Origin of the sequence: Halomonas sp. H2 (assembly GCF_050215315.1) — a bacterium.
In the GTDB taxonomy this organism is placed as follows: domain Bacteria; phylum Pseudomonadota; class Gammaproteobacteria; order Pseudomonadales; family Halomonadaceae; genus Vreelandella.
Genome location: NZ_CP189760.1, coordinates 2,485,941 through 2,510,384, shown reverse-complemented (window position 1 = coordinate 2,510,384; position 24,444 = coordinate 2,485,941). Strand labels below are relative to the sequence as shown.

Genomic DNA, 24,444 nt, shown 5'->3' with positions numbered 1-24,444 from the left:
TGGCTAAAACGTCAGTATAACGTGGGTAGCACGTTGACGGTATGTTCAAGCAACGTGGGTTTGTTCTGCCGCTTTCGCTTCTACCTTAGGGAAACGACGCCAGTGGCGCGGGTGAGCGAATAAGCGTTGCCCACGTTGTAGCGCCAGATGTTCGAAATCTGTATGGCGCACGGTGGCAAGCCACGGCTGGGCCAGCCAATCCGCTTCCAGCTCAACGCGTACTTCGGCACCTACTGGTGAGATCGCCGTGATGGTCACTGGCAGGTGGCTCTCGGAAGTCGGCTGCTCGGTTAGCCGCACTTCATGGGGGCGGAGCAATAGCTCTTGATGGCCGTCGGGCAAGTCAACGTGCCAATAGGCGTCACCGCAGGTTAAAACGCCGTTGCTTACGTTGCCTTCAAGATGATTGACATCGCCCAAGAACTCAAACACAAAGCGATTTTTAGGTGTGCGGTAGAGGTCGTCGGGGGTGTCAACTTGCTCAATGCGGCCGTTGCTCATTACCACTACGCGGTCAGATAACTCCAGCGCTTCTTCCTGATCGTGGGTCACAAACACGCTGGTGAAGTTAAGTTCGTCGTGGAGATGGCGCAACCAGCGGCGTAGCTCCTGGCGTACCTTGGCGTCGAGCGCGCCAAACGGCTCGTCCAGCAGCAGTACCTCCGGCTCCACCGCCAAGGCGCGAGCCAGCGAGACGCGCTGCTGCTGGCCGCCTGAAAGCTGGGCAGGGTAGCGATTGGCAAGGTGCTCTAGCTTTACCATTTCCAGCAGCCTAAATACCCGGGCACGAATCTCGCCACTGCTGGGGCGGCGCTTGCGCGACAGCACGGTCAGCCCGAAGGCCACGTTGTCATATACGCTCATATGGCGGAACAGCGCATAGTGCTGAAACACAAAGCCAATTCGCCGATCACGCACATGCACATTGGTGACATCGCGATCGCCAAATAGAATCTTTCCCGGCTGGGCAGATTGGTCAGCATTCTCAAGGCCAGCAATAATCCGCAGCAGGGTGGTTTTGCCCGACCCCGAGGGGCCGAGTAGGCCTACCAATTCACCTTCGTGAATATCCAGATTGATCGGCTCTAACGCCTGGGTATTGCCGAAGTGCTTAGCGATGTTGTGTAAGTGAATGCTCATGCAAATGCCTCCCGGCGTGCTGCGCGCCATTCCAGCCCCGCTTTGGCGGCGAGCGTCAATAGGGCAATCAATGCGAGTAATGCCGCGCAGGCAAACGCCCCCACAGCGTTATAATCTTGATAAAGCTGCTCTAGGTGCAGTGGCAGCGTATTGGTCTTGCCGCGAATAGCGCCGGAGACCACCGATACGGCACCAAATTCCCCCACCGCACGGGCGTTGGTGAGGATGACACCATACAACAGCGCCCAGCGGATGTTCGGCAGCGTCACGCGGCGGAAGGTCGTCCAGCCAGAGGCGCCCAGCGTTACGGCCGCTTCCTCTTCACGGGAGCCTTGCGCCTGCATGAGCGGAATCAGTTCGCGGGCAACAAAGGGGCAGGTCACAAAAATAGTCACCATTAAAATACCCGGCCAGGAAAACATCAGCTGAATATCGTGACCGTCCAGCCACGTGCCGATCCAACCGTTGCGACCATACAGTAGCAGGTAGATAAGGCCGGCGACCACGGGCGATACCGCAAAAGGAATATCGATCAGCGTTTGCAGAATACGCCGCCCGGGAAAGCTGAAGCGCGTGACCAGCCACGCCAGCGCAACGCCAAACACTAAACACACTGGGATGGTTAACAGCGCAATCATCAGCGTTAAGCCAATCGCATGCAGGGTAAAGGTATCACTGACGTTGGCCCAGAAAACCATAACGCCCTGGGAGAACGCCTGGGCAAAAATGGCCACTAGCGGCAATAGCAAGAACAGTGCTGATAGCACCAGGGCAGCACCTATCAACAGGCGCCGGATAAGCGGCGCATCACCAATTCGACGCATTACCCCTTACCTCCATGCAGGCGGCGCACAAAGCGGCCCTGCCAAATGTTAATCGCCAGCAGCAGCGCCAGCGATACAAACAACACCACTGAGGCAATTGCCGATGCCCCGGCATAGTCATACTCCTGCAGCTTGACGAAAATCATCAGCGCGGTGATCTCCGTTTCGTAAGGCATATTGCCGGCGATAAAGATAATCGCGCCGAACTCGCCTAGCGAGCGCACAAACGCAAGCCCGGTACCGGTCACCAAGGCAGGCCAGATGTGCGGCAGGATCACGCGGCGGAAGGCAACGCCGTCAGTTGCGCCCAACGACATAGCGGCTTCGTCGACCTCAGCGGGCAAGTCTTCCAGCACCGGCTGCACCGTGCGCACGACAAACGGAATGCTGGTAAACGCCATGGCCAACGCAATGCCTACCCAGGTGTAGGCGACTTGAAAGCCCAGCGGCTCCAGCAATCCGCCCATCCAACCGCTGCTGGCGTAAAGCGTTGCCAGCGTAATGCCTGCCACGGCGGTAGGCAGCGCAAAGGGGAGATCCATCAGCGCGTCGAGCAGCCGTTTGCCGGGAAACTCATAGCGCACCAGTACCCAGGCGAGTAGCAAACCAAACACGGCGTTAATGATCGCCGCCACGGCTGCTGCGCCAATGGTGACCATGTAGCTTGCGACGACGCGACCTTCGGTGATGATCGCCCAGTACTCGGCAAGGCTCAGCTCTGCCAGCTGGCCAAACAGGCCGGTAATCGGTAGCAGCAGTACCAGCGAGATAAACAGCACGCTGATGCCCATAGAAAGGCCAAAACCCGGCAGCACGCGTGTGCTGCCGGATCGCCAGGAGGCAAGTTGACTCATAGTTCAGGCTGGCTCATAGGTGAATATTAGCGACGCTGTAACTGGTCGAGAAGGGCGCCACCCTCAAAGTGGGTTTCCATGGCCTCATCCCAGCTGCCGAACACGTCATTTACTTCAAGCAGTTCGGTTTCCGGGAAGTGGTCAGCGAACTCTTCAACCACGGCTTCGTTATGCACCCGGTAGTTGAAGCCCGCGAGCAGGCGCTGAGTCTCTTCGGTGTAGAGATACTCAAGGTAGCTCTGGGCCAAGTCGCTGTTACCGTTGCGCTCGGCGTTTTCACCGACGACCGCCACCGGGAATTCGGCCAGGATGCTCACGGGTGGCACGATCACTTCGTAATCGTCGCTGCCGTATTCGCTGCGGATGTTATTGACTTCCGACTCAAAGCTAATCAGCACATCGCCAATTTCACGCTCGATAAAACTAGTGGTCGCCCCACGGCCGCCGGTATCAAATACCGCTACGTTAGCCAAGAAGGTGCGCATAAACTCTTCGATTTGCTCTTCATCACCGTCGAACTCGTTTTCGGCAAAGCCCCAGGCCGCTAAATAAGTGTAACGACCGTTACCGGAGGTTTTCGGGTTGGGGAAAACCATTTCCACATCTTCTTCGACCAGATCGTCCCAGCTCTCGATGCCTTTGGGATTGCCTTTACGCACCAAGAACGCGGTAGTGGAGTAGTAGGGCGAGGCGTTGTTTTCAAACGCATCCTGCCAATCTTCGGCCACTAGACCCGCGTCGGCGAGTACCTGCACATCGGTCACCTGATTGAAGGTCACCACATCGGCGCGTAAACCCTGCAAGATGGCGCGTGCCTGGGCAGAGGAGCCGCCGTGAGATTGGCTAATGGCAATCTCTTCACCGTGCTCTTCCTGCCACCAAGCTTGAAACTCAGGATTGATCGCGGCAAACAGCTCGCGAGCGATATCGTAGGACGAGTTGAGCAGTTCACGCTCTTGGGCAGCGGCGGGGCTGCTCACCGTGACGCCTAAGGCAAGCGCAATCAGGCTGCGGCGGAAAATAGTCGGCAGTGTCATAACTAACTCCTTAATTCAGTAAGCGCAAAGTGTCGCTAATAGTCGTGTCACAATATCGGCAAGGTTAAATCTATCAATGTGGAATTACAATCATGTTTGTTATTCTATTTAAGAATATAAGTGTTCGCCTATGCAAAGCACCAATGCGCTCGAGTGATGGGGCTTAGTGGGCAGCTCTGGTAACATAGCGGGCGACTCCCCTTGTTAAATCCTCTTGTTAAATTAGGAACGTGCTATGACCGCTGCGCAGGACTTTTTGATTGCCCCCTCTATTCTTTCCGCCAACTTTGCGCGGCTTGGCGAGGAAGTAGATAACGTGCTGGCGGCTGGCGCGGATGTCGTGCACTTCGACGTGATGGATAATCACTATGTACCCAACCTCACCATTGGCCCTATGGTATGCAAAGCGCTACGCCAGCACGGTGTCACCGCGCCAATTGACGTGCATCTAATGGTCAAGCCGGTAGACCGCATGATCAGTGACTTTATTGAGGCGGGCGCCAGCTACATTACTTTCCACCCGGAAGCCTCTGAGCACGTCGATCGCTCGCTACAGTTGATCCGTGATGGCGGCTGTAAAGCCGGTTTAGTGTTTAACCCCGCCACGCCGCTCTCTTACCTCGACTACGTAATGGATAAAGTCGATATAGTGTTGTTGATGAGCGTTAACCCGGGCTTCGGTGGGCAGTCATTTATCCCCGGCACACTAAACAAGTTGCGCGAAGCGCGGGCGCGCATTGATGCCTCAGGCCGTCCGATCCGCTTGGAGATCGACGGTGGGGTGAAAGTGGATAATATCGCAGAGATCGCCGCCGCAGGCGCCGATATGTTTGTAGCGGGCTCGGCTATTTTCAGCGCCCACCAAGCCAGCGATCCGCACGGCTATGACACGGTGATCAAGCAACTGCGTACGGCGCTGGCTAATAATAGCTAATTAGCCAGGGAGGCTGGCGCATAGTGCTTGGCGAGCATAGTACTTGGTGAGCATAGCACTTGGTGAGCATAGTACTTGGCGAGCACAGTACTTGGCGATTAGTGCAGCTTCATGCGTGGCTTTAAATATTTGTTGAGCTTATCGACCAGCCAGGCCAAGCCCGTTTTAGGTGCCCCGTGAATAGACAGCTGGTGCATGCGGTAAAGCGACGCGTAAGCCTGGCGTGCCAGCCAGCCCTCTAAGAACAGGCCCTTTGAGGCGGAGCTACGCATTAAATTACCTACCGCGTCAAAGCGAGCCAGCGATACCAGCGAGCCGCGATCGCGGTAGCGGAAGTCGGCGAGCGGTTTGCCTTCCAGTTGGTTGACCAGGTTTTTGGCGAGCAGCTTAGCTTGCTGGTGAGCGGCCTGGGCGCGAGGCGGCACGCTGCTATTCTCTTCCATTGGGCAACTGGCGCAGTCACCCAGGGCAAATACTTTCTCGTCATCGACGCTTTGCAGGGTTGTGTTGACTTCAATTTGGTTTTTCTTATTCGTGGTGAGGCCCAGTTCCGCCAAAAACGGCGGCGCTTTAATCCCCGCTGCCCACACATTGATATCGGTCCTGATCACTTCGTCGTCACCGGTGACCAACCGGTGCGCCTGGGCTTCCTTAATGGCGGTATCGGTGTGAACGGTCACACCCAAGCTCTCAAGCTCTGTTTTGACAGTTTGACTAATTCGCTCGGAAAGCCCTGGAAGCAGGCGGGGGGCAGCTTCAATCAGATGAACGCTAATCGTTTGATGATCTTCCGCTGTCACGCCGTAGGCGTTGAGCATACGCGAAGCATCAAACAGCTCGGCGGCAAGCTCAACGCCGGTCGCGCCGCCGCCTACGATCCCAATAGTCAGCTGAGTATGCTGGCGCAGATTGGGGTCGGTATAGCGCAGAAAGGTATTGATCATATCGCGCTGAAAGGCTTTAGCCTGCTGGGGCGAGTCAATAAAGTGGCAGTGCTCCGCGACGCCGGGCGTGCCGAAATCGTTGGAAACGCTGCCTAGCGCCATCACCAAGTAGTCATAGGAAAGCTCCCTGGCGGGCAGCACTTCTTGACCATCCTCATCATGGATCGGCGCTAATTGCAGCGTCTGCTGCTGGCGATCTAACCCGATCAGCGAGCCACGCTGGTAGCGGTAGAAGTGAGCAGAGGAGTGCCCGCGATAATCCACCTCGTCCATGCTGGAATTCAGCACGCCTGTCGCCAGTTCGTGGAGCAGCGGTTTCCAAACATGGGTGGTATTGCGGTCCAGCAGCACAATCTCGGCGCGTTTGCGTTTACCTAAAGTGCGGCCTAACCGCGTGGCGAGGGCTAAGCCACCAGCGCCACCGCCAACAATCACGATTCTGGGAGCGGTCATTACTACCTCCATAACTAAATTAGCCCCAGCATAGAAGGTTCTTACGCTTCTGACTAATGCGAAAGTTTGTCTTGAACAGGTAAGATAGTGGCTTAACGCAAAGGGCTAGCGCAAAGGCTATTGTGAACGGCTATTTTGAAAAACTATTTTGAAAGACCATGTTGAAAAACCATCGTTAGGTGAAGACACCGCAGTGGTCGAAAAGGCGTTCAGTCAGCAAAAGGGGCAAAAAAAGGTGCATTCAACACACTCTCCGGTACTACATTCAGCACTAAAGGGTAAACGGCTAATTGCCTTCGACTTGGATGGAACACTGATTGATTCCGTGCCGGATCTTGCCGTCGCGGTGGCGGGGGCATTAAACGAGCTGGGGCTACCCCAGCCGAATGAACTAGAGGTGCGTGACTGGGTGGGCAATGGCGCGCCGGTGCTTGTCGAAAGAGCTCTCACCTGGGCCTTACAGGCTGCCCCTGAGCCTGAGCTTCAAGAGCGCGCCTATAACGCCTTTATGGGGCACTATGGCGCGGCGCCCAATACCCTGACAACCCTCTACCCCGGGGTTCAGCAAACACTCCAGGCACTGCATACCTACGGCTTAACGCTGGTGTTGATCACCAATAAGCCCGAGCGCTTTATTGAGCCGCTACTGAGTCATTTCAAACTGCTGGAATACTTTACCCTGTGGATAGGCGGTGATTCGCTGGCCGAAAAAAAGCCCCACCCTTTGCCACTGTTACACGCTGCTAAGGCATGCCAAATGTCACCCGCTGAGTGTGTCATGGTCGGTGATTCGCGGCATGATATCGCTGCCGGAAAAGCGGCGGGGTTTACTACATTGGCGTTACCTTACGGTTATAACCATGGCGAACCCATTGAAGAGAGTGACCCCGACCAAGTGCTCACCTCGTTAACCGAACTGCTGATGACGGCACCCCAGGCGACAAGGACTGCTTAATGATGACCCCGGAATATTTTCACGAGCTTCGCCAGGCAGGCTACAACCGAATTCCTGTTTCGCGTGATGTGCTCGCTGATCTCGATACGCCGCTTTCTACCTACTTAAAGCTAGCCAACACCCCTTGGACGTTCTTATTTGAGTCCGTGCAGGGCGGTGAAAAGTGGGGCCGCTACTCAATGATCGGGCTGCCCAGCCATGAGCGTATCGAAGTGCGCGGCTTTACGGTGCGGCATATCAAAGAGGGCGAAACCGTCGGGGTCACCGAAGTGGACGACCCGCTGGCGTGGATTGAGAAATTCCAAAGCCGATTCAAAGTGCCCAAATTAGATGACCAGCCGCGTTTCGACGGGGGGTTAGTCGGTTACTTCGGTTACGACACTATTCGCTATATCGAACCGCGCCTGCGTGGTGAGGCGGATAAGCCTGACCCGCTTAACGTGCCCGATATTTTGCTGATGGTGTGCAATGACTTTGTGGTGTTCGATAACCTTTCCGGGCGGCTAACCATCTGGACCCACGTTGATCCTGCGGAATCAGATGCCCTTGAGCGCGGCCAGGCGCACTTGAAGCACCTTGAGACCCGCCTACGCGAAGCGCATATCAGCCCCAATAATGCTGGCAGCGGCCGTCAACCGGTGAAGGAGAGCGACTTTAACTCAGGCTTCACCGAGCAAGGTTTTAAAGCCGCCGTCGAAAAAATCAAAGAGTACGTGCTGGCGGGGGACATCATGCAGTGCGTGCCTTCCCAGCGTATGTCGACTCCTTATCAGGCGTCGCCGCTAGATCTCTACCGCGCATTGCGCAGTTTGAATCCGTCGCCGTATATGTTTTTCTTTAACTTGGGTGACCACCACGTGGTGGGTTCCTCGCCAGAAATTCTGACCCGCATGGAAGAGGGCGAAGTCACCGTGCGACCCATTGCTGGCACTCGTAAACGGGGTAAAACCGAGGAAGAAGACGACGCCCTGGAAGCGGATCTGCTCGCCGACCCGAAAGAGTTAGCCGAGCACCTGATGCTGATCGATTTGGGGCGTAACGACGTAGGGCGAATTTGCCAAACCGGCAGCGTTGAAGTCACTGATCAGATGGTCGTTGAGCGCTACTCCCACGTGATGCATATCGTTTCCAACGTGACTGGCAAACTGAAACCGGGCTTAACCGCGATGGACGCGCTGCGGGCAACGTTCCCTGCCGGTACGGTTTCGGGGGCGCCGAAAATTCGTGCGTTGGAAATTATCGATGAAGTAGAGCCCGTTAAACGTGGTATCTACTCCGGGGCGGTGGGTTACCTCTCCTGGCATGGCAATATGGATACCGCAATTGCAATTCGCACCGCGGTCATCAAAGACGGCCAGCTCCATGTGCAGGCCGGGGCGGGCATTGTGGCCGACTCGGTACCCGAAATGGAGTGGCAGGAAACGCTAAACAAAGGGCGGGCTATTTTCCGCGCCGTCGCCATGGCGGAGCGCGGTTTAGACAACCTTTAATAAGACAGACCCAGTTACTCGGCCGTTGCGCCGCCTAGGGCCGCATGCAGTACGTCGGCATTGTGGCGAAGCATGGCCGGGTAATTGTCAGCCGGGCCGCCTGCGCCGCTTAATGAGTCAACGTACAGCGGGCCTGCCAGGGGAATTGATGTCTCCCGCGCCAGTGAATCCATATGGTTTGACGAAGTGGTGCTTTCATAGAACAGCGCTAGCGGGCGTGGGCGCTTCTCATTAAGGTAGGCACTCATCTTAGCCATGGCATCCGCACTGCCCTGGGTCTCGGCATTGACTCCCCACACCCCGTGTGCCTCAAACGCATAGGCGCGGGCAAAATAGTTAACGCCAGCTTCGCTGGTGATTAGCGTGCGATTGGTTTGCGGGATGCCGTCAAGTCGCTCTTTAACCGCTTGGTTAAGCGTCGTAAGCGCCTTGCGCGCCTCTTCGGCGCGGGCATAAAATGCCTCCGCATGCGCGGGTAAATGCTCGGCCAGGGTGGTGGCGATGACATCGACATAAGCGGCGGCCCCCTGTGGGTCCATCCACATGTGCGGGTCTGGCTCACCTTTATACTGCCCGGTGGAGATCATCAGTGGCGTGTAGTCGGCCTTTGCGGCCACTGCGACTAACGTCAACTGATCGTCGGACATGGCTTCCACATGACGTATCCAAGGCTCTAAGCCCAGCCCGTTGTAAAAAATAATCTGCGTCTCTTCTAGCGCGAGCACGTTGGGGGGCGTCAGTTCCCAACGGTGCACGTCTTCTCCTCTGGGCACGATGACATTAACGCTAACGGCGTCACCCGCTACTCGCTTCACCAACTCCTCCATGACTGAAAATGAGGCAATAACCCGAAGCGTTGTGTTGGCATAGGCTGGTGCCGTGCTTATCAGTACGACAAATAAGAGCGTACATACCCAGGTAACCCGCTTGCACATTCCACGCTCCTAACAAGATTGAAAATTATTTAAAAAGACGGCAAATAATAGAGACTGCGCTGACTCGTTGCCAGTTCCAGTGCAGCCACAGGCCAAGAGAAATTGCCTAGAGAAGGACTCCCCTATGGGCAGGAGCCACTATGCTGAGCGGTATTATTCCCTTAAGCATAGCGTGCCTGATGAAGTAGTGAACGGATTCTTCTTTACGGCGTCGGCATAACCACCCATAAGGCCGTGAGTTGGTGGCCGTTGGCCCGCGACCCTCGTGGTACAACCCCACAATGTGAGTATGCCACCTGGTGGCTGCCCCGGGGCGACACTTAACCCCTGCAATAGAGTGCTTGGTTGCGGTATCATCGAATATCCAGCAATTTCACTAACGCAACGGGGTGAGCGTGGCAATGGCGCGAGCACAGGCAGTGCAGAGAGTTGTGATGATCGACAATTACGACAGCTTCACGTTTAACATCGTGCAGTATCTTGGTGAACTGGGCGCAGAAGTGATTACGCACCGTAATGACGAAATCACGATCGAGCAAATTGAAGCGTTGGCGCCAACGCACTTGGTGGTGTCGCCGGGGCCTTGCACGCCTAACGAAGCAGGTATCTCCATGGCTGCCATCAAACACTTTGCTGGAAAGTTACCTATTTTAGGCGTCTGCCTGGGCCATCAGGCGATTGGCCAGGTGTATGGCGGCAAAGTAGTGCGTGCCCCGCAGGTGATGCACGGTAAAACATCTGCCGTGCTGCACGATAACCAGGGTGTATTTGAAGGGCTGGATAACCCTGTGGAAGTGACCCGCTACCACTCGTTAGTGGTCGATAAAGAGTCGTTGCCTGCCTGTTTCGAAATTACTGCCTGGACGGGGGGGGACGACGTAACCCCTGATTTGGTCATGGGACTTCGTCACCACGAATTGGATATCGAAGGGGTCCAGTTTCACCCCGAGTCGATTCTTACCCGCCAAGGCCATGAACTACTGTCCAACTTTTTAAAACGCGGCTGATTGCCGGTTTCATACGCTTTAGGAGCTCCTCTGCTCATGCAAATGCGAGACGCAATTAATGCGGTGATGCGCCGCGAAGACCTCTCTTTCGATGCCATGTACGCCTTGATGCGCCAGATCATGACCGGCGATGCATCTGACGCACAAATTGGCGGACTGCTGGTCGGTTTAGCCATGAAGGGCGAAAGCGCTGTTGAAATCAGTGCGGCGGCTCAAGTAATGCGCGAGCTGATGAAGCGGGTTGAATTAAAAACTGACAATATCGTGGATATCGTCGGCACCGGTGGTGATGGGGCGAATCTGTTTAATGTCTCTACCGCCGCCAGTTTTGTCGCCGCTGCCGCGGGTGCCCATGTTGCCAAGCACGGTAACCGCAGTGTTTCGTCTTCATCCGGCAGTGCTGATCTGTTTGATGTGGCGGGTATCTATCTTGACCTTAAGCCTGACCAGGTAGCGCGCTGTATCGAGCAGGTGGGCGTAGGGTTTATGTTTGCACCCAACCACCACCCGGCCATGCGCTACTCCGTTGCTCCGCGCCGCGAAATGGGCGTGCGCACGCTGTTTAATATTCTGGGCCCGCTAACCAACCCTGCTGGCGCACCTAACCAAGTGCTAGGCGTTTACGCCGCAGAATTGGTGCCGCTGATGGCCGAAGTGCTCAGAACTTTAGGCAGCCGACATGTGATGGTGGTGCACTCAGAAGAGGGCCTGGATGAGATCTCCCTAGCGGGCCCCACGTTAGTGGCCGAATTAAAAGACGGTGAGATCACCCAGTACACCATTACCCCAGAGGAATTGGGTATTGAGCGCCAGAGCTTAGCAACGCTGAAAGCCAATGGTGCGGAAGATAGCCTGCGCTTGGTTAAGGCGGCTTTATCTGGTGAAGGCGCCGCGGCCGATATGGTGGCGCTAAACGCGGGAGCTGCACTCTACTGTTCAGGCGTCGCAGATACCTTAAAAGAGGGTGTGATGGTGGCCCAGGACGCGCAAGCCTCCAAACTGCCGCTTGAGAAGCTCAAAGAACTTTCGCACTTTACCAGCGTTTTTAAACAGTAAGAGACCACCATGACTCAACAGGCAGCACCGACTATTTTAACGCGCATTCTGGCTCGCAAAGAGCAGGAAGTGGCCGAACGCCGTCAGGCAGTTTCGGAAACTGATCTGCTCGCCTTAGGGCAGAAGCAGAGCGCCCCACGTGGCTTTGTCGACGCCCTCAATACGCGCATTGCGGCGGGTGATCCGGCGGTTATTGCCGAGGTCAAAAAAGCCTCGCCCTCAAAAGGCATTATTCGCGAAGAGTTTCACCCCTCGGATATTGCTAAGAGCTATGCACAGGGCGGCGCTGCTTGTCTGTCGGTACTCACCGACGCGGATTTTTTCCAGGGCCATGAAGACTATCTGATGGCTGCTCGTGATGTGTGTACGCTGCCGGTGATTCGTAAAGACTTTATCACCCATGGCTATCAGGTCTGCGAAGCCCGAGCGATTGGCGCGGACTGTATTTTGCTGATTGTGGCTGCATTGGGCGATGCCCAGCTACGCGATCTGAACCAACAGGCTATTGAGTTGGGAATGGATGTGTTGGTGGAAGTGCACGATGCTGACGAACTAGAGCGCGCCTTAGCGCTGGATCTAAAGTTAGTCGGTATCAACAACCGCAATCTGCACACCTTTGACACCAGCCTGAATACCACTCTGGAGTTACTGCCACGTATTCCTGAAAGCGTCACAGTGATTACCGAATCCGGCATTCATACCCGCGATGACGTCGAGCTGATGCGCGACCACAACGTTAACGGGTTCCTCGTCGGCGAAGCTTTTATGCGTGAGAGTGATCCAGGGTTGGCACTTAAACGTCTGTTCTTTTAGCCTGCCCGCTTCAGGCAAGCAAGCAGCGCCTGAAGCGGATGGGGCAAGGTTTGCGCCGAGTAACGCTTCACCTGACTGCGGCAGGAGTAGCCGGTGGCCAATAGCTTGCCTGTGTTTTCTTCGGCCTCCACCTGGGGCTGCCACGACTGGGCGTAGATAGCTTTGGACGTAGCGGCGTTGCGGGTTTCATGGCCATAGGTGCCGGACATACCGCAGCAGCCAGTGGCCATTAGCTCAAGCTTTAATCCAAACGCCGCAAATACCTGCTGCCACGCCTTAGGGCTAACTGGGGCGTTGGTTTTCTCGGTGCAGTGGGAGAGCAGCTTGAAGCCTGGGTCGGTAAGCTTAAGCTGGTTGGGCGCTAGCGTGTTGATACGGGTTGCCAGCCACTCCTGCAGCATCAGCACTTCCGGCACGGCCTCATTGCCCAGCGCTTTAACGTACTCCTGGCGGTAGGTCAGCGTCATCGCCGGATCGATACCGACCATAGGAATATTAAAGCGCGCCAGGGTGCGTAGCCGCTCGGCCTGCTTGGCGGCGGTGCGCTCGAAGGCGCCCAAGAAGCCCTGCACCTGGAGTGGTTTGCCGTTAGCCGAATAGGGCATCACGAACACGCGCAGGTTTAAGCGCGAGAGTAGCTCTACCACGTCCATCACCAGCTTGGCTTCAAAGTGGGTAGTAAAGGCGTCTTGCACAATAATCACGCTGTTGGCGCGCTGTTGTTCGGTTAATAGCGCCAGCGAGAGCGGCGTTGCCTCGGCGACGCCCCAGGCGTTGAGCTGCTTTTTAACACTGGCCCGTGAAAGCGCCGGGGAGTCGCTCATACCCAGCGTGCTGCGCATTAGTTTTTCCACCCAGCGCTGGCCAATCATCGCGTTATACAGCGGCGCAGCCTTGGCCAGGGTGGGCAGCATAAACTCGGTGCCGCCAATCACGTAGTCGCGCAGCGGGCGCAGGTAACGGCCGTGGTAGACCTCTAAAAACTGCGAACGAAACTGCGGCACGTTGACCTTGATTGGGCACTGCCCAGCACAAGATTTGCACGCTAAGCAGCCCGCCATGGCGTCATACACTTCGTGGGAGTAGTCGTGGTGCTGCTGGTGGCTTAGGGTGTTCGCCACCCGCAGCGGAAAGCTTTTAATAAAGCCCCAGCCGCCTTCGGCTTTCTTCTTGCGCGACTCTTCTACCACATCAATCCCCGCCTGGGACTGCAGGCGCAGCCACTCGCGGATCAAGCTGGCGCGGCCTTTGGGCGAGTGGCGGCGATCCCGCGTTGCCTTCCACGATGGGCACATGGGGTCGTCAAGGTCGTAGTTGTAGCAGGCGCCGTTGCCGTTGCAGTAGACCGCCGCGTCATAGGCCTGCCAAGCGCGCTCGTCGATGGTGCGATCCAACTGGCCGCGCATGGGCACACCATCGACCGTCAGCAGATCCGGGTCGCTATCCTTGGCGATGAGCTCGCCGCTTTCGGCGGGCGAGGCGATCTTGCCAGGGTTGAGTTGGTTATAGGGGTCAAAGGCCGCTTTTACTCGCTGAAGACTGGGGTAGAGCTCGCCAAAGAATTTAGGTGAGTACTCCGAGCGTACGCCCTTGCCGTGTTCGCCCCACAGCAGGCCGCCATATTTTTGGGTAAGTGCGACGACTTCATCGGAGATTTCGCGAATCAGTTTTTCCTGCTCGGGATCCTTCATATCGATGGCGGGGCGCACGTGCAGTACCCCCGCATCCACATGGCCAAACATACCGTAAGAAAGCCCGCGGGCATCCAGCGCGGCACGGAATTCGGCGATAAAGTCCGCCAAGTGCTCCGGCGGCACGGCGGTATCTTCGACAAACGGGATGGGGCGCTTTTCGCCCTGCACGTTGCCGAGCAGGCCCACCGAGCGCTTGCGCATGGCGTAGACTTTCTGGATCTGCCCACGCCCTTCGGCCAGGGTGTAGCCCAGGCGCTCGACGCTGGCGTCTTGACTTAAATGCTCGGTAAACGACCGTACTCGCTCGGCGAGGGCGCTCTCATCGTCGTCATTAAACTCGATCAGGTTAATGCCGCTAATCGGCGTGCTTGCGGTCGACGGGAAGAATTCTGCCACGCTGTCCCAGACGAAATCTTCCATCGCCAGCTGCAGCACGGTGTCGTCAATGGTTTCGATAGAGGTAGGCCGAGCGCTGCTGGCTTTCAGTGTTTTGGCATCTCGCAGTGCGTCCATAAAACTGGTATAGCGCACATTAACCAGTGTTGAGTGCTTGGGAATCGGCAGTACATTCAGCACGGCTTCATTTAAAAAGCCTAACGAGCCTTCCGAGCCGCACAGCAGGCTGTTGAGATTAAGCTGGCCTTCATCATCGCGCAGGTGGGCCAGGTCATAGCCGGTTAAACAGCGATTGAGTGGGGGGAACTTGGCTGCAATCAAGTCGCGCTGCTGGTCGATGATTTCGGCGGCGGTGGTATGTACGCGGCCAAGAATGCCTTCCTGCTGGCACTCAGCCTGCTCTTCATCCTGCGTTAACGCACGGCTATGCAGATGCTTTCCGCCGATTAGAATAGTATCGAGTTCTAACACATGGTCGCGGGTTTTACCGTATTCGCAGCTGCCCTGGCCGCTGGCATCGGTAGAAATCATGCCGCCAAGGGTGGCGCGGTTGGAAGTCGACAACTCCGGGGCGAAAAACAGCCCATGGGGTTTGAGCGCCGCGTTGAGCTGGTCTTTGATCACCCCGGCCTGGACGCGTACCCGGCGGTTTTCGACGTCGATCTCAAGGATCTGGTGCATATGGCGGGAAACATCCACCACGATACCGTCGGTTAGCGACTGGCCGTTGGTGCCGGTGCCGCCGCCGCGTGGCGTTAACACAATCCCCCGATGAGTGGTTTGTGCGGCCAGTCGAGTTAAGCGTTCAATATCTTCGCCATGCTTGGGGTAGACCGCCGCCTGAGGTAAACGCTGGTAGATCGAGTTATCCGTCGCCAGCACCGTACGGTTGGCATAATCGGGGGCGATTTCACCTTCAAAGCCACGAGTCTTGAGGGCTTGTAGAAATCGCAGGTAATCTTTGCCCAAACGTTCAAACGGGGCGGTACGGGTGTCCAAGGATGCAATCATAGTTGATCAAACCGTCAGTGCCGGGGGCACAATAAAAGAAGACCGCTACTTTACCGCAGCAGTTGCCCGGCTGCATCTCAAGGTAGCGCTTTTCTCAGCGCCTTACTCGGCACCCAGGGCCTCTTTTACCAGCGCTAATGAGGCGTTCGACATAGGTAGCTTCAAGGCTAATGCATGGGCACGGGGCGACATTTTGCGCCAGGTCATCTGCACAATACGTACCATATGGTCGTGCTCGATCTTGCGCGAGAAGTCGGCAAAGTAGTTCTCCTTGGTTTCAAGTAATAACTGCAATTTCATTACGCGGCGAGTAAATCGTCTCGCCGCCCTATAAATAACTCATTCGGTGATCGTCCACCTCTGGTCGCTCTGGGTCTGCTGTTCAGTCGATCCATAACAAACTGAACCTGCTCATCCGTCACCTTGCTTAAGTCTGTTCCCTTGGGGAAGTACTGGCGGATAAGGCCGTTGGTATTCTCATTGATCCCTCGTTCCCATGATGCATAAGGGTGGGCAAAATAAATATCCGCCTCCAGACCTTTCGCTATATCCTCGTGCCCAGAAAATTCAAGACCATTATCCAAGGTGATGGTTTTGATTCTGGCTTTGAGCGACGCCAAATGCTCAATCGCTGCAGCCGCCAGCAGGTCGGCTCTTTTGCCCGTCAGGCGAACAATGACCGTATACAGCGTCTTACGCTCAACCATCGTCAGCAGAACGCCCTTGCGACCCTTGCCGATGATCGTATCGCCTTCCCAGTCACCAATTCGGCTACGCCGGTCAACGACCGCAGGGCGCTCATCAATACTCACTCTGTTCTTGATCTTCCCTCGCCGATCATAGCTGCCATAGCGCTTGCGATAGGGCTTTGACGCTACCCGAAGATGCCTATACAAATCGCCACCGTTGGCCTTGTCTGCGTAAATCAACTGGTAAATCGTCTCGTGGTGCAGACATACGCCTGTGTGCCTTCTCAGGTAATCGGCAACCTGCTGCGGACTCAGCTCCTGACGAAGCAAGGTTTCTATCTCACCTCGCACCTCGTCCGTCACCTTCCGTGCCTTGTAGGCATCATGCCTCCTAGCGCTCGACAGCTTCTGTGCCTGCCCAGGCCGATAACCTCGAAGCCCTCTGTTACGGCGAAGCTCCCGGCTGATCGTGGACGGACTCCGCTCCATTTTCTCCGCTATCGCCAATTGGCTGTGGCCTGCTTTTTTTAGAATGTAAATCTGGTATCGTTCGTTTTCGGTCAGCTGGTTGTAGCTCATCAGTGCTTTTCTCTTGGTCGGGAGGAGCGCCGACTCTACCAGCTGGCCGCCCTCTTACCAATTGCACTTATTATCCGAAACCGCGCTCTAAAAACACCAAGCAGGCGCAATCTTCCAGCGCCTGTACATCGGCGTCGCGGCCCAGGCCTTTTTTGCCAATAATCTTTGCGGCACGGTTGGCGTCTTTGTCACTGTAGCCAGCCTCGAGCATTAGCTGGGCAGTGGCATCTCCAGCGCGGATGCTTTGATCGCGCCGCCAGGTTAGATAACCCACACGCCCCTCAGGGTACTCCGCCCGCGGTACCAGCCAGCGCTGCAAGTGCTGGGCGCGCACGGCCAAGCGGAGCACTTCATCCGGGGCGTCATGTACACAGTCTAGCCAGCCGCTCATGCGCTGGGCGTAAGCGAGCTCCTGGGGCATGGAGGTGCCATCGGTAAGCGTCGTGGCGCGTGGATCCTCAGCATGGAGGGCATCGATGGCGACGAGCGTTTGTTCAAAAGCGGTAGGCATGGCAGCGTTGCTCGGCTGGAAATGATGCTAATAGGTTGCCGAGAAAGCGCGCGAATCACAACTGCGATGCAATACCACCCATAGCTCCCCGCCGCGCTTTTGCCTACAATAGTGGCCTTTACGCACGCGCATCAGCGCGTTGCTCTTATTGTTTTCAGGCCAAGGGACAGGATTCATGCTCGATCCGAAACTGCTGCGCGGTGATCTTGACACGGTTGCTCAACAACTGGCCCGCCGGGGCTTTGTGCTTGATAAAGCGGGACTGCAGTCGCTGGAGTCGCGCCGCCGCGAGCTGCAAACGCAAACCGAGCAGCTGCAAAACGAGCGCAATATGCGCTCCAAAGCGATTGGCAAGGCCAAGGCCAACGGTGAAGATATCCAGCCGCTGTTGGATGAAGTCAGCGATTTAGGCGACCGCTTGGATAAAGCCAAGAAAGAATTGGCCGAGGTGCAGGAAGAGTGGGATGACGCAGTAAGCGGTATACCCAACCTACCTCATGAAAGTGTGCCGGAAGGTAAAAAAGAAGAAGACAACGTTGAGCTGCACCGCTGGGGCACGCCGCGGGCGTTTGATTTCGAAGTACTGGATCACGTTGATCTGGGTAAGAAGTCGGGTTATCTCGATTTTGAGCTGGCGGCTAAAATCACCGGTGCGCGCTTTGCGGTGATGCGCGGGCCGATTGCACGCCTGCACCGGGCGCTGGCGCAGTTTATGCTGGACACCCAAACCGAGCAGCACGGCTATGAAGAGTGCTACGTGCCGTATATGGTCAACCGCGATTCGTTAATGGGCACCGGCCAGCTGCCGAAGTTTGGCGAAGACCTGTTCAAGCTGGACGATGAGCGCGAGTACCACCTGATCCCCACCTCAGAAGTGCCGCTGACCAACTTTGTGCGCGATGAAATCGTTGAGCTGTCGGCTTTGCCCATGAAGCTTACCGCGCACACGCCGTGTTTCCGCTCTGAAGCGGGCTCTCACGGACGCGATACCCGTGGCATGATCCGTCAGCATCAGTTCGATAAGGTCGAAATGGTTCAGATCGTCGAGCCGGAGAAGAGCTATGCAGCGCTGGAAGAGATGCGCGGCCATGCGGAGGCGATCTTGCAGGCGCTGGAACTGCCGTATCGTGTGGTCACGTTGTGCACTGGAGATATGGGTTTTGGTGCCACTAAAACCTACGATTTAGAAGTGTGGTTGCCCAGCCAGGAAACCTATCGGGAGATCTCCTCAGTCTCTAACTGTGGGGATTTCCAGGCCCGGCGCATGCAGGCGCGGTATCGCCACCCGGATGCTAAAAAACCACTGCTGCTGCATACCTTAAATGGTTCGGGGCTAGCGGTAGGGCGGTGCCTGCTGGCGGTGCTTGAAAACCACCAGCAGGCGGATGGCTCGGTAACTATTCCTGAGCCGCTACGTCGCTATTTGGGCGGCGTGGAGCGTCTGGCTCTTTAAGCGCCCACTCAATACTAACTCCGGCATCTATGCGAATGGTGCCGGGGCTGTAATCGCTGGCGGCAGCCGATTGGTTGGCAGCAGAACCGCTTTCTGCCCGCATTGCCATCATGCGTGGTTGGAAAATAGGCGATTGGGTCTCTTCAATACGCTGCACATGGCCTAGTTCTGCAGCTAAGCTGTCAGCCATTAAGTTAGCTTTGTGCTGCGCTTTTTCGAGTGCTTTAACCAGGGCTTCGTCGGTGGCGGCGTCACGGTCTTGCAGGTCAAACTGGACACCGTCCAGCGAGTTCACACCAGCGGCAATCAGTGCGTCTAATACTTCGCTTAACTGATCCAGGTCAGTTAGTTCGACGCTAATTGGGCGTTCAAGGCGAGTGCGCTGCAGGGCTTCATGCTCACCGTCTTCGTTGCGTGGGCCTTGAACATGCTCAGGATAAACATTCAACGAGCCTGCGTTGATAGCGTTGCGTTCAAGACCCGTAGCTTCCATTTGTTGGATTAATTCGCTGGCACGGCTTTCCAAGCGCTCGCGTGCATCGCTAAGTGCGCTACTATCACTCTCTTCCAGTGTGGAAAGGGCTGGGGTGTTTTCCCATAACCGCGCACTTAACGTCGCTTTGTCGGGTTCTACTTCAACCCATGACTGCGCTTGTACGTGAAGACTGGGTACGGGTTGTGGTGGTGATGCTTGTGCCAAAGGGGTGCTGAGCAGTGCCAGTAAGGCACCGCTTAGCAGGCTAAAGCGCAGGAATTGAGCACCTAGTCGATGAGACTGTAGAGGTGTGGATAGCATAGTAACGTCCTTAATGGGGGCAGGCCGACGTGAACAGCTGAGTGCCTTGAAAGCAATCGCAAACGCATGTCGCTGCCTAGTTAACTACTAATGTAGACAATGCTTGGAATCGCTGGCGAAAGGAAAGTTCAGAACTGAAGAGTGGATGCGAAACAGTTGCTTATTGCTTGCACGGTTTGTGCAATATCGTGTTTGCAGCCACTATGAATGTGACAACAGGCTAAGGATGGGGTTATGTCGAAATTGTCAGACGATGACTACCGCAGTATACCGCTCAATGCCACCTTGGCGCTTGCCGCGTTGGTAGTGATTGTGGCAGGTATGAAAGCAGGTGCTGACTTACTGGTGCCGTTGCTACTGGCGATATTTATCGCAGTGGTGTGTACCTCGCCGGTGCAGTGGCTGCATCGCTGTGGCTTGAGTATGCGGATGTCGGCATTCCTTACGTTAATGGTTCTGCTGGCGTTTATATCGCTTATTGGCCTGCTGGTGGTTAATAGTTTTAGTACCTTTTTGACGGTGTTGCCTGATATTGAATCGCGGCTCTATGAGCAGTATTGGAATTTACTCAATGCGCTCTCTTCACGAGGCTTGGCGATTAATCCCGATCAGATTAACTCGCTCTTTGAGGGAGAGGATGAAGGCTCATGGATGCCGGAGCTGTTGAGTCAGCTTGGCAATTTTTTTATGCAGGGCATTATTGTTGGGCTGCTGGTCATCTTCATGCTTTTTGAGACGCTTAACGTACGCGACAAGGTCTCTAGAGCGCTTGAAAACCCTGCGCCCAGTTTGAAACGCTTCAGTGAATTTAGTCTTACGCTAAAGCGCTACTTGGCGGTTAAAACCGTGATTAGTTTGGCGACCGGGGTGCTGGTTTGGCTCTCTTGTTTAATTATTGGGGTTGAATTCCCGCTGCTGTGGGGTGTGTTAGCCTTTGCATTAAACTTCATTCCTAATATTGGCTCCGCGCTGGCCGCAATACCGCCAGTACTGTTGCTGCTCATCGCGCAAGATGGGGGCGCATTCCAGGCGATGCTTTTGGCTTCGGCCTACCTGCTCATCAACTTTGTGCCCGGTAACTTGATTGAGCCCCGCGTAATGGGGCAGGCGCTTGGACTTTCTACCTTTGTGGCCTTTTTATCACTGGTGGTATGGGGTTGGATCTTTGGTGCGGCGGGAATGCTACTTTCGGTGATGCTGACAATGACGCTGAAAATTGCCTTGGACAGCCACCCGGAGACGCGCTGGATAGCTCGGTTATTAGGGCCTGGGAAGCAGCGCTTAAAAGATAGTCGAACACGTGATGCAAGCCTGCCGCCGTGGAAGCGCAGACATTAAACACAATACTACCGCCGACAGTGTCGGCGGTAGTTGCACTGGCTAGCTGCATTCATCAGGCGTTTTGTTCGATGAACTGCGACAGCTGTGATTTGGATTGCGCGCCAACCAGTGAAGCGACTTTGGTGCCGGACTTAAACAGCATCACGGTAGGTACGCCGCGCACACCTTGCTCAGCGGCAATTTCGGGAGCATCGTCTACATTGACGCTAACCACTTTCAAGTTATCCTGGCGTTCAGCAGCCACTTCATCAACAACCGGGGCCATTACTTTACACGGGCCACACCAAGGCGCCCAGAATTTCATTAGCACAGGCTGTTCAGCGTTGAGGACTTCTTGCTCAAAATTGGCGTTGGTAACATCAACATTATTAGCCATTTGCTTCTCCGTTTGCGTTGCTCTTACTGTTTCGTTGCCTCAAATGGAGCAACGGTCATTACGTGATCAATTGGCGCTTTTTCAGCGCGCCTTAATTTTTATCGCGCCGCATATTTGCCGCGATAAGCCGTGGGCAGATGTTAGCGGGCGCGAAGGTTGCTGGCAAATTTCTTGCAGGGTGAATTATCTGCACAGCAGAAATTAAAGGGTGCTGATGGGAAGATTTTTTTATAATATAAAAGTATTATTGAAGTGTTTTTTATTCTATCTGGTGCTGTAGAGTGCGACATCAGTACCGCTGAACGGCAAAAGTACTGTAGTGGCAGTGTACAGGTGTGCTTCAAGGCACGACCTACATGGATTTGTATAGAGAATAAATAAGGTGAGGGTATGAAGCTACAACAGCTACGCTATATCTGGGAAGTCAATCGACATAACTTGAATGTCTCAGCCACAGCGCAAAGTCTATTTACCTCACAGCCAGGGATCTCCAAACAAATTCGTTTGTTAGAAGACGAGCTTGGCGTTGAAATTTTTGCTCGCAGTGGCAAGCACCTAACCCGGGTGACGCCTGCCGGCCAATCGATTATCGATCTAGCCGGGCAAGTGCTACGCCTCGCCGAGAACATTAAGCAGGTGGCCCAGGAGCATAGCGATGAGCGTCGCGGCAGTTTGGCTATTGCCACCACTCATACTCAAGCTCGTTACGCACTGCCGCCTATTATCAGTGAATTTACCCTGAAGTATCCAGATGTGGCTCTGCATATGCAGCAAGGCACACCTAAGCAAATAGCCCAGATGGTCAGCGAAGGGCAGGCGGACTTCGCCATTGCCACCGAGTCGCTAGAGCTGTTTACCGATCTGGTGCTACTGCCATGTTATCGCTGGAACCGCTGCATATTGGTACCCAAAGGGCATCCTCTCGCTACTCTGCAGGGTCCGTTAACGCTTGAGGCGCTAGGTGAACACCCGATAGTCACCTACGTGTTCGGATTTACCGGCCGCTCTCAGTTAGACGATGCCTTCAAAGCTAAAGACTTAAAGCCTAATGTGGTGCTGACAGCCGCGGATGCGGATGTGATTAAAACCTACGTACGCCTGGGTATGGGAGTGGGTATTGTGGCCCACATGGCCGTCGATGAGGTGCTAGACGCTGATTTAGTGGTACTGGATGCCAGCCATTTATTTGCTAGCTCCACCACCAAGATCGGTATCCGTCGTGGCACCTTTATGCGCGGTTATATGTATGACTTTTTGGAGCGCTTTGCACCTCACTTAACCCGCGACCGTGTCGATGACGCACTATCGGCAGGCCCGCGTCATGAACAGTCTTTGTTCGATGATTTAGATCTGCCGGAGTATTAACCCGCGATAAGGGCGAATCAGTGCTGCAGATGCAGCCCGCATTCACGCTTCTCTTCCACCTTGGTAGGGTCGAAGTAGTCGAAGTTGTTGGGCAGGTTATGCGCCTGAAGGTACTGGTACATCTCTTTGGCGCTCCAATGCAGCAGCGGGGCGACTTTCAACAGCCCGTCGCTATTGCGGCTAATCGGCTGCATTTTTGCGCGCTCTGGGGTGTCTTCGGCACGCAGTGCGGTGAACCATACGTCGGGCTGCATTTCACGTAGCGCGCGCTCGAAAGGTTCAAGCTTTACTTCTTGAGTAAAGGCTGCGTGACGCGGGTCGTCGATGCCTGGCATATGGCCATCAAGCGCTTCGCGGTGGGCGCGAGTGCGGCGGGGCACAAAGCTGACGATATTCAGATTTAACTGGTTAATAACGTCGTCAGCGAATTGATAAGTGGCTTCTGTGTTATAGCCGCTGTCCATCCATACAATGGGAATATCCGGACGTACCTGGCTGACCATATGCAGGATCACCGCCTCAAAGGGGCGAAAGTTAGTGGTGCAAATAGGCCGTGCACCCTGGGCCAGCGCCCACTCAACTAAACCTTGGGGGGTGTTTGCGAAATCTCTATTAATCGCTGCAAGCTCTGAGGACATGCTGCCTCCTAATCGGGAATTAAATAGCGAGAGTTAAATAATACTGACTAGGCTACCAAACGGGAGGCAGTGAAACCCAATACCGTTTGGTTAGGCTTTTATATTCCTCTTGGTTTCAAGTAATAACTGCAATTTCATTACGCGGCGAGTAAATCGTCTCGCCGCCCTATAAATAACTCATTCGGTGATCGTCCACCTCTGGTCGCTCTGGGTCTGCTGTTCAGTCGATCCATAACAAACTGAACCTGCTCATCCGTCACCTTGCTTAAGTCTGTTCCCTTGGGGAAGTACTGGCGGATAAGGCCGTTGGTATTCTCATTGATCCCTCGTTCCCATGATGCATAAGGGTGGGCAAAATAAATATCCGCCTCCAGACCTTTCGCTATATCCTCGTGCCCAGAAAATTCAAGACCATTATCCAAGGTGATGGTTTTGATTCTGGCTTTGAGCGACGCCAAATGCTCAATCGCTGCAGCCGCCAGCAGGTCGGCTCTTTTGCCCGTCAGGCGAACAATGACCGTATACAGCGTCTTACGCTCAACCATCGTCAGCAGAACGCCCTTGCGACCCTTGCCGATGATCGTATCGCCTTCCCAGTCACCAATTCGGCTACGCCGGTCAACGACCGCAGGGCGCTCATCAATACTCACTCTGTTCTTGATCTTCCCTCGCCGATCATAGCTGCCATAGCGCTTGCGATAGGGCTTTGACGCTACCCGAAGATGCCTATACAAATCGCCACCGTTGGCCTTGTCTGCGTAAATCAACTGGTAAATCGTCTCGTGGTGCAGACATACGCCTGTGTGCCTTCTCAGGTAATCGGCAACCTGCTGCGGACTCAGCTCCTGACGAAGCAAGGTTTCTATCTCACCTCGCACCTCGTCCGTCACCTTCCGTGCCTTGTAGGCATCATGCCTCCTAGCGCTCGACAGCTTCTGTGCCTGCCCAGGCCGATAACCTCGAAGCCCTCTGTTACGGCGAAGCTCCCGGCTGATCGTGGACGGACTCCGCTCCATTTTCTCCGCTATCGCCAATTGGCTGTGGCCTGCTTTTTTTAGAATGTAAATCTGGTATCGTTCGTTTTCGGTCAGCTGGTTGTAGCTCATCAGTGCTTTTCTCTTGGTCGGGAGGAGCGCCGACTCTACCAGCTGGC

General features: G+C 55.2%; 21 protein-coding genes and 2 pseudogenes. 9 read left to right on the top strand and 14 right to left on the bottom strand.

The features are described from left to right. Positions 1 to 45 precede the first annotated feature (45 nt). From ACQE2I_RS11700 to cysP, 4 genes are read right to left on the bottom strand one after another with little or no spacing between them, the layout of a single operon-like run. Entirely contained in the window at positions 46 to 1,140 is a 1,095-nt protein-coding gene (locus ACQE2I_RS11700) for a sulfate/molybdate ABC transporter ATP-binding protein (protein ID WP_427028270.1), read from the bottom strand. Beyond that, positions 1,137 to 1,964, bottom strand: coding sequence for a sulfate ABC transporter permease subunit CysW (gene cysW, locus ACQE2I_RS11695; protein ID WP_427028269.1), 828 nt, complete (start codon positions 1,962 to 1,964; stop codon positions 1,137 to 1,139). The genes ACQE2I_RS11700 and cysW overlap by 4 nt, the downstream gene beginning before the upstream one ends. After that, complete coding sequence (cysT, locus tag ACQE2I_RS11690; RefSeq protein ID WP_427028268.1) at positions 1,964 to 2,818, bottom strand: sulfate ABC transporter permease subunit CysT; 855 nt, start codon at positions 2,816 to 2,818, stop codon at positions 1,964 to 1,966. Before cysT ends, cysW begins: the two co-directional genes overlap by 1 nt. A 26-nt stretch (positions 2,819 to 2,844) precedes the next feature. Then, a complete protein-coding gene (cysP, locus tag ACQE2I_RS11685; RefSeq protein WP_427028267.1) occupies positions 2,845 to 3,855 on the bottom strand; it encodes a thiosulfate ABC transporter substrate-binding protein CysP in 1,011 nt (336 codons plus the stop codon). A gap of 235 nt (positions 3,856 to 4,090) precedes the next feature. On the opposite strand from cysP, the gene rpe reads away from it, so the two are divergent. Further along, positions 4,091 to 4,789 (top strand): ribulose-phosphate 3-epimerase, encoded by a 699-nt coding sequence (gene rpe / locus ACQE2I_RS11680; protein ID WP_427028266.1) that lies wholly within the window; start codon positions 4,091 to 4,093, stop codon positions 4,787 to 4,789. A gap of 98 nt (positions 4,790 to 4,887) precedes the next feature. On the opposite strand, the gene ACQE2I_RS11675 is transcribed toward rpe, so the two are convergent. Continuing rightward, the gene (locus tag ACQE2I_RS11675) at positions 4,888 to 6,186 is read right to left on the bottom strand and encodes an NAD(P)/FAD-dependent oxidoreductase (RefSeq protein ID WP_427028265.1); all 1,299 of its coding nucleotides are present in this window, start codon (positions 6,184 to 6,186) and stop codon (positions 4,888 to 4,890) included. A gap of 235 nt (positions 6,187 to 6,421) precedes the next feature. On the opposite strand from ACQE2I_RS11675, the gene ACQE2I_RS11670 reads away from it, so the two are divergent. Both ACQE2I_RS11670 and trpE read left to right on the top strand, forming a co-directional pair. After that, positions 6,422 to 7,141 carry a phosphoglycolate phosphatase gene (locus tag ACQE2I_RS11670; protein ID WP_427028264.1) on the top strand — a complete coding sequence of 240 codons (720 nt, stop codon included), beginning with the start codon at positions 6,422 to 6,424 and terminating at the stop codon, positions 7,139 to 7,141. A gap of 2 nt (positions 7,142 to 7,143) precedes the next feature. Then, positions 7,144 to 8,631: an anthranilate synthase component I gene (gene trpE / locus ACQE2I_RS11665; RefSeq protein ID WP_427031454.1), complete on the top strand. Its 1,488-nt coding sequence runs from the start codon at positions 7,144 to 7,146 to the stop codon at positions 8,629 to 8,631. 14 nt (positions 8,632 to 8,645) lie between these two features. Here the strand turns inward: trpE and ACQE2I_RS11660 are convergent, their stop codons facing one another. After that, entirely contained in the window at positions 8,646 to 9,566 is a 921-nt protein-coding gene (locus ACQE2I_RS11660; RefSeq protein WP_427028263.1) for a metal ABC transporter substrate-binding protein, read from the bottom strand. A gap of 401 nt (positions 9,567 to 9,967) precedes the next feature. On the opposite strand from ACQE2I_RS11660, the gene ACQE2I_RS11655 reads away from it, so the two are divergent. Genes ACQE2I_RS11655 through trpC form a run of 3 tightly spaced genes read left to right on the top strand, consistent with a single transcriptional unit; the run spans position 9,968 to position 12,442 of the window. After that, a complete protein-coding gene (locus ACQE2I_RS11655; RefSeq protein WP_427028262.1) occupies positions 9,968 to 10,573 on the top strand; it encodes an anthranilate synthase component II in 606 nt (201 codons plus the stop codon). A gap of 36 nt (positions 10,574 to 10,609) precedes the next feature. After that, positions 10,610 to 11,629: an anthranilate phosphoribosyltransferase gene (gene trpD, locus ACQE2I_RS11650; protein ID WP_427028261.1), complete on the top strand. Its 1,020-nt coding sequence runs from the start codon at positions 10,610 to 10,612 to the stop codon at positions 11,627 to 11,629. Positions 11,630 to 11,638: 9 nt separating this feature from the next. Next, the gene (gene trpC, locus ACQE2I_RS11645) at positions 11,639 to 12,442 is read left to right on the top strand and encodes an indole-3-glycerol phosphate synthase TrpC (RefSeq protein WP_427028260.1); all 804 of its coding nucleotides are present in this window, start codon (positions 11,639 to 11,641) and stop codon (positions 12,440 to 12,442) included. Here trpC and ydiJ read toward each other — a convergent pair. The 4 genes and pseudogenes from ydiJ to ACQE2I_RS11625 form a co-directional block, all read right to left on the bottom strand. After that, positions 12,439 to 15,543: a D-2-hydroxyglutarate dehydrogenase YdiJ gene (ydiJ, locus tag ACQE2I_RS11640; protein WP_427028259.1), complete on the bottom strand. Its 3,105-nt coding sequence runs from the start codon at positions 15,541 to 15,543 to the stop codon at positions 12,439 to 12,441. The two genes, trpC and ydiJ, sit on opposite strands and share 4 nt — an antisense overlap. 102 nt (positions 15,544 to 15,645) lie before the next feature. Further along, positions 15,646 to 15,813: pseudogene (locus ACQE2I_RS11635) on the bottom strand (DUF4202 family protein); the annotation flags it as partial. Positions 15,814 to 15,842: 29 nt separating this feature from the next. Beyond that, positions 15,843 to 16,811: an IS30 family transposase gene (locus ACQE2I_RS11630; protein ID WP_032608318.1), complete on the bottom strand. Its 969-nt coding sequence runs from the start codon at positions 16,809 to 16,811 to the stop codon at positions 15,843 to 15,845. Between the two features lie 76 nt (positions 16,812 to 16,887). Then, a pseudogene (locus tag ACQE2I_RS11625) lies at positions 16,888 to 17,322 on the bottom strand (DUF4202 domain-containing protein); the annotation flags it as partial. A 175-nt stretch (positions 17,323 to 17,497) separates the two neighbouring features. On the opposite strand from ACQE2I_RS11625, the gene serS reads away from it, so the two are divergent. Then, positions 17,498 to 18,775: a serine--tRNA ligase gene (gene serS, locus ACQE2I_RS11620; RefSeq protein ID WP_427028258.1), complete on the top strand. Its 1,278-nt coding sequence runs from the start codon at positions 17,498 to 17,500 to the stop codon at positions 18,773 to 18,775. Here serS and ACQE2I_RS11615 read toward each other — a convergent pair. Further along, entirely contained in the window at positions 18,720 to 19,571 is an 852-nt protein-coding gene (locus ACQE2I_RS11615; RefSeq protein ID WP_427028257.1) for an SIMPL domain-containing protein, read from the bottom strand. The two genes, serS and ACQE2I_RS11615, sit on opposite strands and share 56 nt — an antisense overlap. Before the next feature lie 234 nt (positions 19,572 to 19,805). Between ACQE2I_RS11615 and ACQE2I_RS11610 the strand changes: the two genes are divergently transcribed. Further along, the gene (locus ACQE2I_RS11610) at positions 19,806 to 20,909 is read left to right on the top strand and encodes an AI-2E family transporter (RefSeq protein WP_427028256.1); all 1,104 of its coding nucleotides are present in this window, start codon (positions 19,806 to 19,808) and stop codon (positions 20,907 to 20,909) included. Positions 20,910 to 20,964: 55 nt separating this feature from the next. Here the strand turns inward: ACQE2I_RS11610 and trxA are convergent, their stop codons facing one another. Then, a complete protein-coding gene (trxA, locus tag ACQE2I_RS11605) occupies positions 20,965 to 21,288 on the bottom strand; it encodes a thioredoxin (RefSeq protein WP_427028255.1) in 324 nt (107 codons plus the stop codon). 390 nt (positions 21,289 to 21,678) lie between these two features. On the opposite strand from trxA, the gene cysB reads away from it, so the two are divergent. After that, positions 21,679 to 22,653, top strand: a complete 975-nt coding sequence (gene cysB, locus ACQE2I_RS11600; RefSeq protein WP_427028254.1) for an HTH-type transcriptional regulator CysB — start codon at positions 21,679 to 21,681, stop codon at positions 22,651 to 22,653. A 17-nt stretch (positions 22,654 to 22,670) separates the two neighbouring features. On the opposite strand, the gene ACQE2I_RS11595 is transcribed toward cysB, so the two are convergent. Both ACQE2I_RS11595 and ACQE2I_RS11590 read right to left on the bottom strand, forming a co-directional pair. Then, complete coding sequence (locus tag ACQE2I_RS11595; RefSeq protein ID WP_427028253.1) at positions 22,671 to 23,291, bottom strand: phosphoadenosine phosphosulfate reductase family protein; 621 nt, start codon at positions 23,289 to 23,291, stop codon at positions 22,671 to 22,673. A gap of 137 nt (positions 23,292 to 23,428) precedes the next feature. Next, on the bottom strand, positions 23,429 to 24,397 hold the full coding sequence (locus ACQE2I_RS11590) for an IS30 family transposase (protein ID WP_032608318.1): 969 nt from the start codon (positions 24,395 to 24,397) through the stop codon (positions 23,429 to 23,431). Positions 24,398 to 24,444: the final 47 nt, after the last annotated feature.

Coding starts and splice junctions, on each gene's coding strand:
- ACQE2I_RS11700 (WP_427028270.1), bottom strand. CDS start 1,140: ATGAGCATTCACTTACACAACATCGCTAAGCACTTCGGCAATACCCAG.
- cysW (WP_427028269.1), bottom strand. CDS start 1,964: ATGCGTCGAATTGGTGATGCGCCGCTTATCCGGCGCCTGTTGATAGGT.
- cysT (WP_427028268.1), bottom strand. CDS start 2,818: ATGAGTCAACTTGCCTCCTGGCGATCCGGCAGCACACGCGTGCTGCCG.
- cysP (WP_427028267.1), bottom strand. CDS start 3,855: ATGACACTGCCGACTATTTTCCGCCGCAGCCTGATTGCGCTTGCCTTA.
- rpe (WP_427028266.1), top strand. CDS start 4,091: ATGACCGCTGCGCAGGACTTTTTGATTGCCCCCTCTATTCTTTCCGCC.
- ACQE2I_RS11675 (WP_427028265.1), bottom strand. CDS start 6,186: ATGACCGCTCCCAGAATCGTGATTGTTGGCGGTGGCGCTGGTGGCTTA.
- trpE (WP_427031454.1), top strand. CDS start 7,144: ATGACCCCGGAATATTTTCACGAGCTTCGCCAGGCAGGCTACAACCGA.
- ACQE2I_RS11660 (WP_427028263.1), bottom strand. CDS start 9,566: ATGTGCAAGCGGGTTACCTGGGTATGTACGCTCTTATTTGTCGTACTG.
- ACQE2I_RS11655 (WP_427028262.1), top strand. CDS start 9,968: ATGGCGCGAGCACAGGCAGTGCAGAGAGTTGTGATGATCGACAATTAC.
- trpD (WP_427028261.1), top strand. CDS start 10,610: ATGCAAATGCGAGACGCAATTAATGCGGTGATGCGCCGCGAAGACCTC.
- trpC (WP_427028260.1), top strand. CDS start 11,639: ATGACTCAACAGGCAGCACCGACTATTTTAACGCGCATTCTGGCTCGC.
- ydiJ (WP_427028259.1), bottom strand. CDS start 15,543: ATGATTGCATCCTTGGACACCCGTACCGCCCCGTTTGAACGTTTGGGC.
- ACQE2I_RS11630 (WP_032608318.1), bottom strand. CDS start 16,811: ATGAGCTACAACCAGCTGACCGAAAACGAACGATACCAGATTTACATT.
- serS (WP_427028258.1), top strand. CDS start 17,498: ATGCTCGATCCGAAACTGCTGCGCGGTGATCTTGACACGGTTGCTCAA.
- ACQE2I_RS11615 (WP_427028257.1), bottom strand. CDS start 19,571: ATGCTATCCACACCTCTACAGTCTCATCGACTAGGTGCTCAATTCCTG.
- ACQE2I_RS11610 (WP_427028256.1), top strand. CDS start 19,806: ATGTCGAAATTGTCAGACGATGACTACCGCAGTATACCGCTCAATGCC.
- trxA (WP_427028255.1), bottom strand. CDS start 21,288: ATGGCTAATAATGTTGATGTTACCAACGCCAATTTTGAGCAAGAAGTC.
- cysB (WP_427028254.1), top strand. CDS start 21,679: ATGAAGCTACAACAGCTACGCTATATCTGGGAAGTCAATCGACATAAC.
- ACQE2I_RS11595 (WP_427028253.1), bottom strand. CDS start 23,291: ATGTCCTCAGAGCTTGCAGCGATTAATAGAGATTTCGCAAACACCCCC.
- ACQE2I_RS11590 (WP_032608318.1), bottom strand. CDS start 24,397: ATGAGCTACAACCAGCTGACCGAAAACGAACGATACCAGATTTACATT.